We start from the raw sequence: 14,393 nt of genomic DNA, 5'->3' as shown, positions 1-14,393 counted from the left end.
ATAGCCATTGAGCCGCTGGGGCATCAATGGGTAAAGTAACGGAGCTTGTTATGTCAGAAATTCACTTGCAGAACACCGAACAGTTGTCAGTCAATAATGTTGTTCCGATGAACATCGACTGGGAGCGGATTTTTCGTGAGCATGGCCGACGCGTACACCATTTTATCCGCAAGCGTGTTTCCCACCGGGAGGATGCAGAAGATCTGGTACAGATGACCTGGCTGGAAGTGTTTCGTAATCGTGACAAGTTTGCCGGTGCCTCGCGGCCAGAAACCTGGGTGTTTGGCATTGCCCTGAATTTAGTGCGCAACCATTTCTGGATGCAATCCGGCCGGCCGCGCCATGACGAGCTGGAAGATGATATTGTGCTGGCGCATGGCGACGATCCCAGCCAGATTACCGAACATCAACGCATCCTGAACTCGACGCTGAATTCGATTGCCGTATTGCCGGAAGATACCCGCCACCTGCTGAGTATGCTGGTTGAGAAGGACGGCAGCTATCAGGATATCGCTGAAGATTTGAACATTCCCATTGGTACGGTACGTTCGCGCCTGTCGCGGGTGCGCGTATCGTTAAAACAGTCAGTATTTTCCTGAAAGCAGGATGGACGAAAAATCCACTAAATCGTAAAGTGATTTGCAGCGTGTCCTGTTGTGCTGTCCGGACACTCACTCGATGTCACTCTGCCTGCGTGCAGATGTGCCGCCAGTACGGGTAAACGATGTTTACTTAAAGGAGACGAGATGCAATTTTCCGAGCGACATTTAAAAACCAGTGATGAACCGCTCAAATTGGTCGAGTTTGCACTGAACATGGTACGAGACGCGGTCTATCTGATAGACAGTGAAACCCGCTTCTTTTACGTCAATGATGAATCGTGCCGCATGCTTGGCTACAGCAACGAAGAATTGCTGAATATGACCGTCTCCGATATTGATCCGGCATGGACCATCGACGATATCTTCGCCATGTGGAAGCGGGTGCGGGAACAGAGCGGCGGCAGATCATTCACCTTCGAAACCTATCACAAAAGCAAACAAGGCGAGATGATCGCGGTTGAGGTCAGTTCCAATCCTTTTGTTTATGAAGAGAGCAATTACAGCATGTGCGTGGTAAAGGATATCAGAGAGCGCAAACATCTTGAGCAGATGGCTCATGTCCGGGAACAGGAATTCCGCGTCCTGGTGGAGAACTCACCCGATATGGTGGTGCGTTTTGACACCGATTTGAAATGTCAGTACGCCAATCCGGCCGCATTGCGTCATCTGCATCTGTCGGCTGAAGAGTTACGCGGGCGCAGCCTGCGTGAACTGCTGGGGGATCTCTCCTGTGTCGGACATATCGAACGTCTGATTAAAGAGGTGGTCAGTACGCAAATTGAGGCGGAAGGGGAACTGGTTGAGTCCGACAGTCCACTTACTGGCGGAACCGTGATTAACCATACCCGTTGTGTGCCTGAGTTTGACCAGCACGGCAATCTGGTCTCGGTGATGGTGGTTGGCCGCGATATCACCGCGATTCATTATGCCGAGAAGAAGCTGGAAGATTCGCATATGCGTTTGCGGCTGCTCGCCAGACAGCGTGAAGTCTCCCGCGAAGAGGAACGTAAACGCATTGCGCGTGAGATCCATGATGAGCTGGGACAACATCTGACCTCGCTGAGGATGGGCATTTCACTGCTGCGTATTCAGTTCAGCAAGGACAATCCGCTGCTGCATGAGCGGGTGGTGCATCTGATGGGGCTGGCGGATAAAACCATTCAGGTGGTGCGTAACGTTGCTACGCGGCTGCGACCAAACGTGCTGGATATGGGACTGACCCCGGCGCTGGAGTGGCTGCGTGATGAGTTTATCAGCCGTCATATGGGCTGCTGCTGCCGGCTTATCGCCCCGGAACAGGAAGTAAGGCTGAATGACGAGCAGGCGACGGCGGCCTTCCGCGTGGCGCAGGAATCCCTGACCAACATTTCGCGTCACGCGCAGGCCAGCGAGGTGATCATCCTGATTGTTCGCCACACGAATTCCGTGGTGTTGACGGTGCGTGACAACGGGCGTGGTTTTGACTGCGATCAGCGTAAAGACAATGCGTTTGGCCTGATGGGTATGAGAGAACGGGGCCGGATGTTGGGGGGCAATGTGGAAATTGAGAGTCACCCATCCGTGGGGACGAGGGTAACGCTGACCATTCCACTGAACCAGGTGACCACTAATATTGAGGATTTGGAATCGTACAATGGATAATAATATTCGCCTGATGGTAGTGGATGACCATGTCATCATGCGTGAAGGGCTGAAACAAATATTTTCGCTGGACGAACGTCTGGTGGTGGTGGCTGAAGCGGGCAATGGCACGCAGGTGATGGAAGGCCTGCGCAGTGAGCAGGTTGATTTACTGCTGCTGGACATGAGTATGCCTGGATTATGTGGTGAGGATTTGATCACCCGTATCCACCTGCAATATCCCAAGCTGCCCATTTTAATTCTGACTATGTACAGCGAACCACAAATTGCGCGCCGGGTACTGAAATGCGGCGCGCTGGGCTACATCACCAAAGACAATGATCCGGAGACGCTGCTGGCGGCCATCCATCGCGTGGCGCGTGGACAGCGTTTTATCGACCATGTGCTGGCCGAGCAGATTGTCTTTGATGAATACACCCAGGCAGGCGAAGTGCTGCACGAGCGCCTGACGGCGCGCGAGATGCAGATTATGTTGATGCTGGCACGCGGCGAAGGGGTGAACCACATCGCTGAGGCGCTGGCCATCAGCAACAAAACCGTCAGTACCCATAAATCGCGCTTAATGGACAAAATGATGTTCACTACCAATGCCGACATCGTGAAATATGCTATCAGCCACCGGCTGATCGCGTAGGATTGCTCCTATATTACTGTCTGGTAGTACCCGTCGTAGTTATTCATTCTCTTCAGAATCGCCAAAAAAATCTCCTTATTTTTCATGTCAATAAAATGGCTGCAGTGTGTAACCGCTACCATTTTACTGACCAGAAGTAAGGAGATCCCTACCCGAAACCCTGAAAATCCCTTACTTAATCTTCAGCATATGATGATGGTTTCTTAACGTTAGCATGGGCCATTCTTATCTGGCAGTGTAAGCTGACAGTAAATAATAAGGTTGCAATTGTAATTAATTGTTACCGATACAATAACTGTAACATTGCTGTGCATGTGAGTGACGTTAAATAAAATAATAGATAGGGCAGGGGTAACTTTTTATGAATACCAGGAATAGTGAGCACTCGTTTCGGTCATGGCCGGAACAGGGGGAGCACATCTCTTTGACAGAAGAGCAACCCATTGATATCCACGATTCGCTGGCGGCGATGATTAAAACCGTTGCGCCGCTGAAAATTGATTTAGTTCTGGAGGGGGAAACCGGCACCGGCAAAGACACTCTGGCACGAAAAATTCACCAACTTTCTGGCTGCCCCGGAAAACTGGTAGCGGTTAACTGCGCGGCAATACCGGAAACGCTGGCGGAAAGTGAGCTTTTTGGTATCAACAATGGTGCTTATACCGGCGCAGGACAGGCGCGTGCAGGCTATGTTGAAGAAGCGAATAACGGCATTCTGTTCCTCGATGAAATCGACAGTATGCCCCTGTCGTTACAGGCCAAAATGCTGCGTGTGCTGGAAAACCGTGGCGTTGAGCGTCTGGGTGGCACCCGTTTTACGCCGGTGGACATGCGGGTTATCGTCGCAACCCAGACGCCATTACTCACGCTGGTTGAGCGGGGCACCTTCCGCCGCGACCTCTACTTCCGCCTCAATACGGTCAATATTCAGTTACAGCCACTGCGTTCACGCATTGAAATGATCATCCCGCTGTTCCGGCAGTTCACCGACAAAGCGGCCTGTGCCTTGCAATGCATTCCGCCGGAACTGACCCAGGAGCACTACGAGTCGCTGCTCAGCTACAGCTGGCCGGGCAATATCCGTGAGCTGAAAGCGGCCGCTGAGCGTTTCGCGCTGGGATTACCACCACTTAACCTCCCCGGTGAAGGCGATCAGCAGCGGCCACAGCTGAAAGAGATGATGCGCCGTATCGAAAAAAGTCTGATCCACGACTGTCTGGTACGCCATGGTCACAGCATTGATGATGCAGCCCAGGAGCTGGGGATGCCGTTACGCACGCTCTATCACCGCATTAAACTACTCAACGTCGCTACCAACCGCATTATCGCCCAGTAACCTCCTGTTCCATCGGCCCGGAACGCTCCGGGTCGGCGGAAAATCCCTGTATAAGCAAACGTGTGCGCTCCCCATTCTGCGGGAAAACGGCGGTAAACTGCACCGCCAACGCAGGTTGTGAAAATAACGCAAAAAAAAATGAAAAAAACTGGCACCAGCCTGGAACCGATACAGACGTCTCTCCACTTAATATACGAACATTGTGTGATGTTCCAGGGCACAAAAAACCTAAACAATTGGAGAGATTAATATGAGCGGTCTTCTTAGCAGCCTTACCACCCTCGGCGGAAGTTCACTGACTAGCGCCAGCAACTCTGCATCAAAAACTCTGGAATCAGCAATGAGCAGTTCACTGACTGATTCTGCCAATGCTCAGGCACAGAAAATGAAGCTGGATACTCAGAACTCCATCCTGGATGGAAAAATGGACTCCGCGACTAAAGAGATCAACTCTGGTCACAACGCCGCGAAAGCCATTCAGTTCTGATTTGTGACCGGGCGGCAGGTATAGCACCTTCGCCCGGTTTTTTTGCTGACGATGAGGACGAGCCATGAAAATCAATAGCGGAAACGCCCCCTCTTTAGCCATCAGTACCGGGGATAATGACCTCAGTTCCGTTGCTGGCAACACGGCAGATGCTTCCTGGTTCAGCTCAGCATTACAGGCGCCTGAAAAAAAGGCGGACACTCAGGATAACCAATCCTGGATTAACAAACTCACCAGTCTGACGGATGCGGCCAGCGGCCAGTCTAATCAGGCTGACAGGGCACTGGCGAAAGCGTCACGCAGTCTGGACTCCCGCACTGTGATGGATGCTAACCGTACGTTGTCCTCCTACTATCTGGAAAGCCTGCTCAACGCAAAACTGGTTGGCAAAGGCGTCCAGAGTCTGGAAAAACTCACCAACTTGCAGTAACTCCCTATGGCTAAATTATCTTTCAAGTTACTGCTCTTACTGCCGGTATTCCTGTTGCTCGGCTGTAATGACCAGGTCGAGTTGAATCACGGCCTGACAGAAAACGACGCCAACGAAGTTGCGGCGGAGCTGGGGCGTTATCACATCCAGGCTGAAAAACGTACCAACAAAGACGGGATCACCGTGCTGGTTGATGCCGCTGAATTAAACCGCGCCGTGCATATTCTCGACGCTGCTGGTCTGCCACGTCCGGCGCGTACCAATCTGGGCGAAGTGTTCCAGAAAAACGGGGTTATCTCCACGCCGCTGGAAGAGCGGGCACGCTACATTTATGCCCTGTCGCAGGAAGTGGAAGCCACCCTCAGTCAGATTGACGGGGTGATTGTTGCCAGGGTGCATGTGGTGTTGCCGGAGCGCGTCGCGCCGGGTGAGCCGGTGCAACCCGCCAGTGCGGCAGTGTTTATTAAATACCGGCCGGACCTCGATCCCGATGTGATCGAGCCTCGTATCCGGCAGATGGTCGCCAGCAGCCTGCCCGGACTGGCAGGACGTGCAGACAAAGATCTGGCGATTGTCTTTGTTCCGGCTGAAACCTATCAGGACAAGCCGCCGGAAGTCTCTTTCGGCCCGTTTATGGTCACGCCAGAGCGCTCAGCCCAACTGAGCTGGCTGAGCGGCATGATTGGCGGGCTGATCCTGCTGGTGGTGGCCGGAGTATTCGGCTGGCCGCATCTGAAACGCCTACGTCAGGGCAAGAAGTCGCAGTCGGAAGCGCAGGATGAGTGAAATGCCTCCGGCCGATGAAGCCGCCCTGCGCTGGCTGCGCTGGTGGTGCATCGACTGCTGGCTGAGCGCCGATGCCAGCTGGCGTCAGGCAGAATTTTATCAACTGGATGATAGCCGCCTGGCGGCGCTGGCCCGGACTCACCATCCTGTTATCTGTCAGCAGCTGCAACTGAGTCCGGTGGTCAGTGCGCCGGACAACGAACTGCTGGCGTGGCGGGATCTTCCGGAGTCGCAGCGCCAGCTGGCACTGCGGCTGGCGGCAGAAGTGTGCTGGCGGGATTGCACAGAGGCGCTGCTGTTGCCGGAGCAACAACGCTGGTGCCGCCGTATCGCTCAGGCGATGCGCCCAGGACTCTGGCTGACGGAAGCCGAAGGTTTACCGGTTAACGACGGCGATATTAACGGCCTGTGGCTGCTGCGTTTACGCGCCGGTCCGGGTTGCTGGCCGCGAATGCGGCTGGCTTTCCCGGCGGAGCAGGTGCGCAGGATGGAATCGCTTCCACAGCCTGACGCCTTCCCGCCGCGTCTGTTACCGCTCTGGCAGGCGGTTTTATGGTATGCCTCACAGGAGCCACTATGTTGACGCGCAAAAGAATCACCCTGCTGAATGGCGCTGACGATTTGGCCCCGGTGATTTCGCAGGCCATGCTGGTGATACAGCAGCAGGGCGAGGATATTCTGCGGCAGGCACAGCAGCAGGCAGAGGCGATCCTCGCCGCCGCCGAACAGGAGGCGGAAGCCTGTAAGCTGCTCGCACAGCAACGCGCTGAACAGGATTTCTGGCAGCAGGCCGACAGCCTGTTAGCGGACTGGCGGCAGCAGCAACAGCAGATTGAATCAGAGGTGCTGGCGGTGATGGACGGCGTGCTGGCGCAGGCGCTGGGACAGCTTCTGACCGAGGTGCCCGAACCCCAGCGGCTCAGCGCGCTGTTACGGCAGCTGCTGCGCGACAAAATGCAGGCGGAGCAGGCCAGCCTCTGCTGTCATCCGTCACAACAACAGCCGGTTGCTGACTGGTTAGCCATGCATTCCCATCTGAGCTGGCAACTGCAACCGGATGAAACCCTTGCCGATGACAGCCTGAAACTGGTCACCGCGCAGGGTGAATTACACCTCGACTGGCAGCAGGCGGTACGCCAGTTGCTCCCGCCTCAAAGCGAGTCACCAGCGCTGTAAAAATCTTCGCTTCACTACGGAACCCGCGCGTGCGCAACGCCACTCAATGACAGGTCCACTCAATAAGAGAGTTTAACTATGTCATCACTCAGTGCGCTGCAACACCGTCTGGACAGCCAGTTTGACCGGGCGCAAAACCAACTCGACGATGCCACCATGAATGCCAGTGAGGGATACAGTCAGGCCGACAGTTTCGCTTTTTTTGAGGCCAGCATGGGATTGTCCAACGCCAGCTGGGCAGCCAGCCAGGAGCTGACGGTAAAGCACGGGCTGGCGAAAGCCATCATTAACGAGATCAACTGAATTGCAGCAGTGGGCGCAACGCTGGCTGGACAATCCTGGCGAAGACCAGCGGTTAGTAGTGGATGAGGGCACCCTCTGGTTGCAGCAACGGGGAGGGCAGCTGTTTGCACTGGCCGAACTGACGGTCACTGCGCCGCTGGATGAGGCTTTTCTGGCTCGAGCTTTACAGCTGTCAGCCCCGGCGCTGCGATATTTCGGTCGCGATGCCGCTGCGCTTGCTTTACAGGATAATAGTCTGGTACTAGTGTTAAGCCTCCGCGAGGCTGATGCTGATGCGGTGTGTGAACAGCTGGAGTCATTGCTGAATCAGCGTGACGTCTGGCAGACCATGCTGCAACAGCAGCGAAAAAAAGCAGCAACCCATGGCGCAGTGCCCTTGCACAGCCTGGCATTTTTACCAAGGGGAAACCATGGTTGATAAGAGTAAATCGCGCGGGCTTTTGCTGGGCGCGTTATTAATGCTGTGCGTATCCCATCAGGCTGGGGCACAGGCCCCCTCCGACTGGAAAGAACAGTCCTACGCCTATTCTGCCGACCACACGCCGTTATCCACCGTACTCCAGGATTTTGCCAGCGGGCACGGTGTCGATTTACAGTTGGGCAACGTCGAAGATACCGAAGTCAATGGCAAGATCCGCGCCGATAACGCCAGCGCCTTTCTGGATCGTCTGGCACTGGAACACCGTTTTCAGTGGTTCGTCTACAACAACACCCTGTATGTCAGTGCCCAGGATGAGCAAAGCTCAGAACGTCTGGAGATCTCGCCGGATGCTGCCCCTGATATCAAGCAGGCGCTGAGCGGCATCGGCCTGCTGGATCCGCGTTTTGGCTGGGGTGAGCTGCCGGACGACGGCGTGGTGCTGGTCACCGGACCGCCGCAGTATCTTGAGCTGGTCAAGCGCTTCAGTGAGCAGCGCGAGAAAAAAGAGGACCGGCGTAAAGTGATGACCTTCCCACTGAAATATGCTTCGGTGGCCGACAGGACCATTCATTACCGCGATCAGACGCTGGTGATCCCCGGTGTGGCCACCATGCTCAACGAGCTGATGAACGGCAAGCGGGCGGCACCGACCAGCGCCAGCGGCGTTGAAGGCAGTATCGGCGTGCCTGACAACAACGCAATGATGCAGAACACCCAGTCACTGCTGGCGCGCCTTTCCAGCCGTACCAACGGCACCAGCCGCCCGTCCGATCGGGACAGCGGGGGCAGCAGCATTGACGATCTCAGCGGCCGCATCTCGGCGGACGTGCGTAACAATGCGCTGTTGATCCGTGATGATGACAAGCGGCGCGATGAATATGCTCAGCTGATTGCCAAAATCGACGTGCCGCAGAATCTGGTGGAAATCGATGCGGTCATCCTTGATATCGACCGTACCGCTCTGAACCGTCTGGAGGCGAACTGGCAGGCGACGCTGGGTGGCGTTACCGGCGGCACCTCGCTGATGTCCGGCAGCGGCACGCTGTTTGTCAGCGATTTCAAACGCTTCTTTGCCGATATTCAGGCGCTGGAAGGGGACGGTAACGCATCGATTGTGGCGAATCCCTCGGTGCTGACGCTGGAAAACCAGCCGGCGGTGATTGACTTCAGCCAGACCGCTTATATCACCGCCACCGGTGAGCGCGTGGCGGATATTCAGCCGGTGACGGCGGGCACCAGTCTTCAGGTCACGCCGCGCGCGGTGGGAAGCAGCGGGCACAACAGTATCCAGCTGATGATCGATATTGAAGATGGTCATGTGGAAACCAACAGCGACGGTCAGGCCACCGGCGTGAAACGCGGCACGGTCAGCACCCAGGCGCTGATCAGCGAAAACCGTGCGCTGGTGCTGGGTGGCTTCCATGTGGAAGAGAGCGGCGATCGTAGCCAGCGCATTCCGCTGTTGGGCGATATTCCGTGGATCGGCAAACTCTTTACCTCGACCCGGCATGAGATTTCCCAGCGTCAGCGCTTATTTATTCTGACGCCGCGCCTGATTGGCGATCAGACCGATCCAACGCGCTATGTGACTGCCGATAATCGTCAGCAACTGAGCGATGCAATGGAGCGTGTCGAGCGCCGTCACAGCAATGTCAATCTGCACGACGTGGTGGAGAACGCCATGCGCGACCTGGCCGAACGCCAGACGCCTGCCGGTTTCCAGTCGCAGCTGTACGGACCGCGTTTAAGTGAAGTCTGCCAGAAAGTGCCGGGACTGCTGTTCGATAACTCCCGTGCGCAGTGGTACACCGGGGCCAACGGTAGCGTGCAGCTGAGCGTGGGCGTGGTACGCAATATCACTAACAAACCGTTGCGCTTTGACGAGTCCAACTGTGCCAGCAAACGAACGATGGCGGTGGCGGTATGGCCGCGCAGTTCACTGGCTCCGGGCCAGTCGGCAGAGGTGTATATGGCACTTAATCCAAACCGCGTGTTGACTGAATCACGTCAATCTTTAATCAGCCGCTGAGCAGAGGAACATCATGAAAAAAGCCTCTTTCGTCCTGCTGGGTCTGGCGCTGCTGCTGACCGGCTGTGCCAAACGTCAGGATAACGGATTGTCCTGCACCTCCGTGGACTGCCGCCCACAGTCTGCTTCCCATCAGCTGGTTATCTGGTGGCAGCCTGAGTTACGTAATGGCGTGGCTGATTTTACTCAGGTCACGGTGAATGAGTAATTCGTGCCCGCAGGTCGGCTCGTTAGCGGCCCTACTCAGCCTGTTGCAACTGCGCCAGAACTGTCGCTGGCCGGTGCAACAGGGGGTAGAGCTGCTGGTGTTGTGCGGTGAGCGTGGACGGGAAGTGATGCTCAACCTGCAACCGACCCACCTGCCGTCCGGACTTTTTCAACGCCTGCTGCGCCGTCGGGCGCAGCTGCCTGAGCGTTATGATGGCTGCTACCTCTGTGTTAACGCTGACCGGAATCTCTCCTGCTGGCGGCAACTTGATGACGAATCCACAGACGACAGGCAGCAAATAGCGCAATTGTTTAATCTGGCGGGCATCGAGCTGGCGGGTTGAGGTGTGTTTTAATCGTGCTCAGATATTTTCAATCATTTTGGCTATTTCCTTTATTCTTTTTTCTGACATTTCTGATACGCAATGATTAATTGCCAGCGTGTGTGATTTGCTGTTTTCTTCAATCTGAAACGCATAAATATCACATGATGCGTTCATATATGCCATCCATTCAGATTGCGCCAGGTGAACCTTATCTAATAACTTATTGCCCAGTTTTACGTCTGAGGAATAACTCTTTTTAATCTCATTTATATAAAGGTGATATTCTTTATTTAATCTGGCGGAAATTTCATCTTTCTTTTGAAAAGAGCAAAGATGAGCCTGGTCGCTGCTTGTGATAGTATTACATTCTTCCCGGGCAGAAACAGCAAAGGAAAATAAACATATAATTAATATCTTCTTCATTGCATCCCCTCCAGGTAGCTAATCCTGTTTCTTCCCGGCTCATCACTCAGCAATACAGGTGAACTTTTTATGTACAAAATTAATTCTTTAATATTATTATTTGAACCGGCCAGCATTGGGCGTTCGCTTTTCGTATATCCGTTATAAACAAAGTCAACCAAAACATTCTTAATAGGCAGGCTTAATTCACTCCACTTTTTTGCATTCCTGTACTTTCTCATCCAGTGGTTATAATTATTACGTGCTCTTATTTCATAAGCGGGATAAATTTTCTCAAACAATATCACTTGCTGTGATTCAGTTATTTCACCAATTTCATCCCTGTTTTTTCTTACGAATTCACCCGCTTTACAACCGATCAGACCTGCACCTTTTGCAATAAGTTTTGCTTTGTTAATGTCAATGCCAGAAAAAAGCAAATCACTTATCACTTGCGATTCAGAACGTTTACCCATGTCATAACCACGTCCGATAGTGACACCAGATAGTGTTCCTGAGCAGGTTTTCATATTCTCAGGGAAGTGTATTTTTCTGCTGTAAAATTTGCTGCCACGTATATTATTACCTTCAGCTCTGAATGTCAGAAGTCCTTGTTTTGGTTCTGTCATAATCCACCTCTCTCCTTGTCACATCACGCCATTCACTGGCAATAAAAAACTAACAACGCTTGTCAATATCTCTGCTGATGCTGAAAATTCCGTAATGCTATATCCGATGTTATGCGTCCACACAGGCGAACTTTTCTTCGCCAGATATAAATCATACCGTGCCAGAACAGCCTGTAAATGATCAATGTAATGAACGACGAATTAAAGTCGTTGGATTTTATCTTCTTTGTGCACAGGTCGGCATTTTTGTGATCGGCCATACCGCCACCTTATGCACGGCCTGGCATTGTAGGTCTGCTAGCGGAGACCTGATGAAGAGTTCGCAGACGACAGGCAGCAAATAGCGCAATTGTTTAATCTGGCGGGCATCGAGCTGGCGGGTTGAGGTGTGTTTTAATCGCGGGGATTTAACAAAGCGTCAGGTATGGTCCGATTGTCCAGCACCTTAACAGGGACCTTTTCCCTTTTGGAAAAATAACAATTGAGGAATCAAGGCGCTGCGGCATCATCAGCGTCAACGGCACACGATCGGTTCTGAATCGTCAATAGCGCGCGACAAATCTGTTGGACAATACCGGCGGTGACGGGCCTTGTGCCGAGGCGAAAGGCCTGTTCAGACGCGAGGGCCAGATGCATCTGAGGGTGTCGCAGCCAGTCCTCAATACGCGCATGAGAATCCGTGCGGTGTTCTCCGTTGTTGTAGGTAACCAGCAAACTATCCCCTGATGATGCAGATAATGCCGAATGGGGCAGAGGTTACGGTCAGAAATGTAAAAAATCACGTTAAGGGGTGTCAGAAACCGATTTTAATACCGTCCGTTCTTAAACCCCATTAACAGGCTTATTTAATGATGTCCAGGCTGGGCGAGTCTTTGATAAACGCCGGATGCTTAGGATCATAGCCTTTGGCTGCCAACTGGAAATCAAGACGTTTTTCAAAATTACCCTGCGTTTTATCTGTCAGTGCACTGCCAATGATTGCGGCGCGTGACATACCATAACTGGACACATCATTTTCCGAGATTTCAGCATAGGAAAAGCCTTTTGACATTCGATACATTCCGGCAGGATTGTGATTAACCATCGCGTCTCGCGGCAGCTTTTTCTGAATTTCATCAGCCAGATTGAGAGCTTCACCAAGATGACCGTTGAGATAAAGGATGACGCTGTCGGTGTCCTGACCAAAAAAAGAGGGATGCGCGATTTTAGCCGTATGCAGGTAATCTTTGTCACGGACTAACCCGTGCAGCATCTCTGGCAGTTGCCCGGCATGTTGCGGATGAACACTAAGCGTAATTCTGCTGAGGTGGGGATCAGCGTCGCTAACGTTGTTACGCCGGAACATAATAAAATCCTTCTCGGCCATCGGACTATTTTGCAGATATGCTTTCATCTGATCCTTAGGGATCGACCCTATCTTCTGTGGAAAAACGCCTACCCCATCAACGTTACTAAGCCGTACAGCCCGGCGCATCATGGCCTGCCCTTCTTCCGGTTTAACGTTCGGTAAGTTCGGCTTATCAGACTTATAAAGCTTGTAGATATCACGGTCGGTGGGATGGCTCATCTTGTGCGCCTGTTTTGCCCACTTTTGCAGTTGCTGTTGCGAATTGTCAGCGGGCATTTTGCTGCTTTCTGTGCTGCTCTCTGCCCGGCCTGCATGACCAGACGGCCCAGCGGTCAGATCGCCCTTATCGTACATATGCAGAGCATTCGAGCGCACCAGACGCGGTTTACTTTCCAGTATCTGCGCGATGGCTTTGCTTTCTCCGGAGGAGCCCATCATATTTTCGACCGCATTGAAAAAGCCTTTAGCTTTAGTGGCCATTTCAACATTAATTTTCGAGCCTTCCGCTGCACTGATGCGATAAGTCTTCCCATTCACTTCCAGCGAGCCGTGATCGAGGAGTTTTTTGACATCAACAGAAGATGACTGTAACTGCTGAGTATTGGTAAAACGATTGTTAATTGGCTGCATTGTCTCTTCCTTATTTAACCTGGCTGGCGTTACGCCAGAATCGAATATGTTCCGCCAGCTCACCGACTCTGAGCGCCAGCAGATCGGCAGTCAGGCTGCTCTGTTCGAGCATATGGCTGGCGTAATACTGGCTGGCACGAGGATCGGCGGCAATCACCGGCTTGTTATCGCGTATTGCAGTAAGATTGGCCTCCAGCAAAGGTTGCGGCAGATGATCCTGCATATCTCCCAGCAAGGCGATCAGCAGCACACGCTGACTCGCGATATCCTGTTGTATACGGAGGGGAATATCTTCATCAATAATCAGGCTACAGGCGCCTCGTTTGTCCGGCTTGAGTGGCGGGATGCCCAGTTTATGGCTGAAATTGCGTAGTAGCGTGTCGTAAAAAAGCGTGCTCATGTTTCACCTGTACGTTTGCTCCATCTGCAAATGAGTGGCGAAAACAGGAGAAGAGTTCATGGTCAGGAAATTGATTTGCTGCTTTTTGTGATTGCCAGACCATGAGCCGTCCCTGGTTAATCATGCTGCCGCTGGCAATGAATGTGAACAGGTGATGGATGTGTGCTAAATAGCTGCGTCTGATACCGTTTCACTTTTTGCTCTTTGCTCTTTAATCAGGCCATACGGTAATTAGCTCACCTGAACTCAATAGCTTTTCATTCGCGATAAGCCCCAATCTCACTGAATTCGATAATGCCTTTCTGCTTTAATTCCTCTTCTTCGGTTATCTCCCAGTCCTGCCATACTTCCGGTAGTGGCCTCAACTCTTCGTTTCCGCTCAGCGTTTTTTCATGACGTTCAAGCGACATCAGTTTTAACAACAATAAAATGTCCTGGCCTTTCATATATCCTTCTCAATGCCCTGTCCCTTGTCCCGGGACAAGGGACAGCCCTGTTTTTTTTAAATCTAAAAAGCAAGAAAAATTTTATTTTTTGACCGTCGCAGGCAGCATGTGGTGCCGCAGGGCATCGCAGCAGGGGCAAAATGGGTGATGGCGCTGCCTG

20 protein-coding genes are annotated in these 14,393 nt (G+C 52.8%); 14 read left to right on the top strand and 6 right to left on the bottom strand.

Annotated features, from left to right (window positions below; all coding sequences use genetic code 11):
* The first annotated feature begins 50 nt into the window (after positions 1-50).
* From BG55_RS08615 to hrpV, 14 genes are all read left to right on the top strand, one after another.
* Positions 51-599 (top strand): RNA polymerase sigma factor, encoded by a 549-nt coding sequence (locus BG55_RS08615; RefSeq protein WP_034936538.1) that lies wholly within the window; start codon positions 51-53, stop codon positions 597-599.
* A 147-nt stretch (positions 600-746) separates the two neighbouring features.
* Positions 747-2,243 (top strand): PAS domain-containing sensor histidine kinase, encoded by a 1,497-nt coding sequence (locus BG55_RS08610; RefSeq protein WP_034936536.1) that lies wholly within the window; start codon positions 747-749, stop codon positions 2,241-2,243.
* The gene (locus tag BG55_RS08605; RefSeq protein WP_034936534.1) at positions 2,236-2,877 is read left to right on the top strand and encodes a response regulator; all 642 of its coding nucleotides are present in this window, start codon (positions 2,236-2,238) and stop codon (positions 2,875-2,877) included. The genes BG55_RS08610 and BG55_RS08605 overlap by 8 nt, the downstream gene beginning before the upstream one ends.
* A gap of 361 nt (positions 2,878-3,238) precedes the next feature.
* Positions 3,239-4,213, top strand: coding sequence for a sigma 54-interacting transcriptional regulator (locus tag BG55_RS08600; protein WP_034936533.1), 975 nt, complete (start codon positions 3,239-3,241; stop codon positions 4,211-4,213).
* 250 nt (positions 4,214-4,463) lie between these two features.
* Positions 4,464-4,700 carry a type III secretion system major pilin HrpA gene (locus tag BG55_RS08595; RefSeq protein ID WP_034936530.1) on the top strand — a complete coding sequence of 79 codons (237 nt, stop codon included), beginning with the start codon at positions 4,464-4,466 and terminating at the stop codon, positions 4,698-4,700.
* A 64-nt stretch (positions 4,701-4,764) separates the two neighbouring features.
* A complete protein-coding gene (locus BG55_RS08590) occupies positions 4,765-5,130 on the top strand; it encodes an EscI/YscI/HrpB family type III secretion system inner rod protein (RefSeq protein ID WP_034936528.1) in 366 nt (121 codons plus the stop codon).
* 6 nt (positions 5,131-5,136) lie between these two features.
* On the top strand, positions 5,137-5,916 hold the full coding sequence (sctJ, locus tag BG55_RS08585; protein ID WP_034936525.1) for a type III secretion system inner membrane ring lipoprotein SctJ: 780 nt from the start codon (positions 5,137-5,139) through the stop codon (positions 5,914-5,916).
* Entirely contained in the window at positions 5,909-6,499 is a 591-nt protein-coding gene (locus BG55_RS08580; RefSeq protein ID WP_034936523.1) for a hypothetical protein, read from the top strand. Before sctJ ends, BG55_RS08580 begins: the two co-directional genes overlap by 8 nt.
* Positions 6,493-7,092, top strand: coding sequence for a type III secretion system stator protein SctL (gene sctL / locus BG55_RS08575; RefSeq protein ID WP_034936522.1), 600 nt, complete (start codon positions 6,493-6,495; stop codon positions 7,090-7,092). Before BG55_RS08580 ends, sctL begins: the two co-directional genes overlap by 7 nt.
* A 78-nt stretch (positions 7,093-7,170) precedes the next feature.
* Positions 7,171-7,395 carry a serine kinase gene (locus BG55_RS08570; protein ID WP_034936520.1) on the top strand — a complete coding sequence of 75 codons (225 nt, stop codon included), beginning with the start codon at positions 7,171-7,173 and terminating at the stop codon, positions 7,393-7,395.
* Position 7,396: 1 nt separating this feature from the next.
* On the top strand, positions 7,397-7,813 hold the full coding sequence (locus BG55_RS08565) for a type III secretion system chaperone (protein ID WP_034936519.1): 417 nt from the start codon (positions 7,397-7,399) through the stop codon (positions 7,811-7,813).
* Complete coding sequence (gene sctC, locus BG55_RS08560) at positions 7,806-9,845, top strand: type III secretion system outer membrane ring subunit SctC (RefSeq protein ID WP_034936517.1); 2,040 nt, start codon at positions 7,806-7,808, stop codon at positions 9,843-9,845. The genes BG55_RS08565 and sctC overlap by 8 nt, the downstream gene beginning before the upstream one ends.
* Positions 9,846-9,858: 13 nt before the next feature.
* Positions 9,859-10,053, top strand: a complete 195-nt coding sequence (gene hrpT / locus BG55_RS08555; protein ID WP_034936514.1) for an HrpT family type III secretion system protein — start codon at positions 9,859-9,861, stop codon at positions 10,051-10,053.
* Positions 10,046-10,396, top strand: coding sequence for an HrpV family type III secretion system protein (gene hrpV, locus BG55_RS08550; protein ID WP_034936511.1), 351 nt, complete (start codon positions 10,046-10,048; stop codon positions 10,394-10,396). Before hrpT ends, hrpV begins: the two co-directional genes overlap by 8 nt.
* 18 nt (positions 10,397-10,414) lie before the next feature.
* Here hrpV and BG55_RS08545 read toward each other — a convergent pair whose 3' ends face one another.
* The 6 genes from BG55_RS08545 to BG55_RS08515 form a co-directional block, all read right to left on the bottom strand.
* On the bottom strand, positions 10,415-10,801 hold the full coding sequence (locus BG55_RS08545) for a lysozyme inhibitor LprI family protein (protein WP_034936508.1): 387 nt from the start codon (positions 10,799-10,801) through the stop codon (positions 10,415-10,417).
* Positions 10,798-11,409: a DUF8812 domain-containing protein gene (locus tag BG55_RS08540; RefSeq protein WP_034936505.1), complete on the bottom strand. Its 612-nt coding sequence runs from the start codon at positions 11,407-11,409 to the stop codon at positions 10,798-10,800. Before BG55_RS08540 ends, BG55_RS08545 begins: the two co-directional genes overlap by 4 nt.
* Before the next feature lie 489 nt (positions 11,410-11,898).
* Positions 11,899-12,123, bottom strand: coding sequence for a hypothetical protein (locus BG55_RS08530; RefSeq protein ID WP_034936500.1), 225 nt, complete (start codon positions 12,121-12,123; stop codon positions 11,899-11,901).
* A gap of 127 nt (positions 12,124-12,250) precedes the next feature.
* A complete protein-coding gene (locus tag BG55_RS08525) occupies positions 12,251-13,387 on the bottom strand; it encodes a T3SS effector HopA1 family protein (protein WP_034936497.1) in 1,137 nt (378 codons plus the stop codon).
* A gap of 10 nt (positions 13,388-13,397) precedes the next feature.
* Positions 13,398-13,787 (bottom strand): CesT family type III secretion system chaperone, encoded by a 390-nt coding sequence (locus tag BG55_RS21425; RefSeq protein ID WP_052018759.1) that lies wholly within the window; start codon positions 13,785-13,787, stop codon positions 13,398-13,400.
* Positions 13,788-14,044: 257 nt separating this feature from the next.
* Positions 14,045-14,233: a hypothetical protein gene (locus BG55_RS08515; protein ID WP_034936495.1), complete on the bottom strand. Its 189-nt coding sequence runs from the start codon at positions 14,231-14,233 to the stop codon at positions 14,045-14,047.
* Positions 14,234-14,393: the final 160 nt, after the last annotated feature.

Source organism: Erwinia mallotivora, assembly GCF_000590885.1.
GTDB classification, from domain to species: domain Bacteria; phylum Pseudomonadota; class Gammaproteobacteria; order Enterobacterales; family Enterobacteriaceae; genus Erwinia; species Erwinia mallotivora.
The sequence above is the reverse complement of the archived record's forward strand: the minus strand, read 5'-3'. Positions and strand labels throughout refer to the sequence as shown.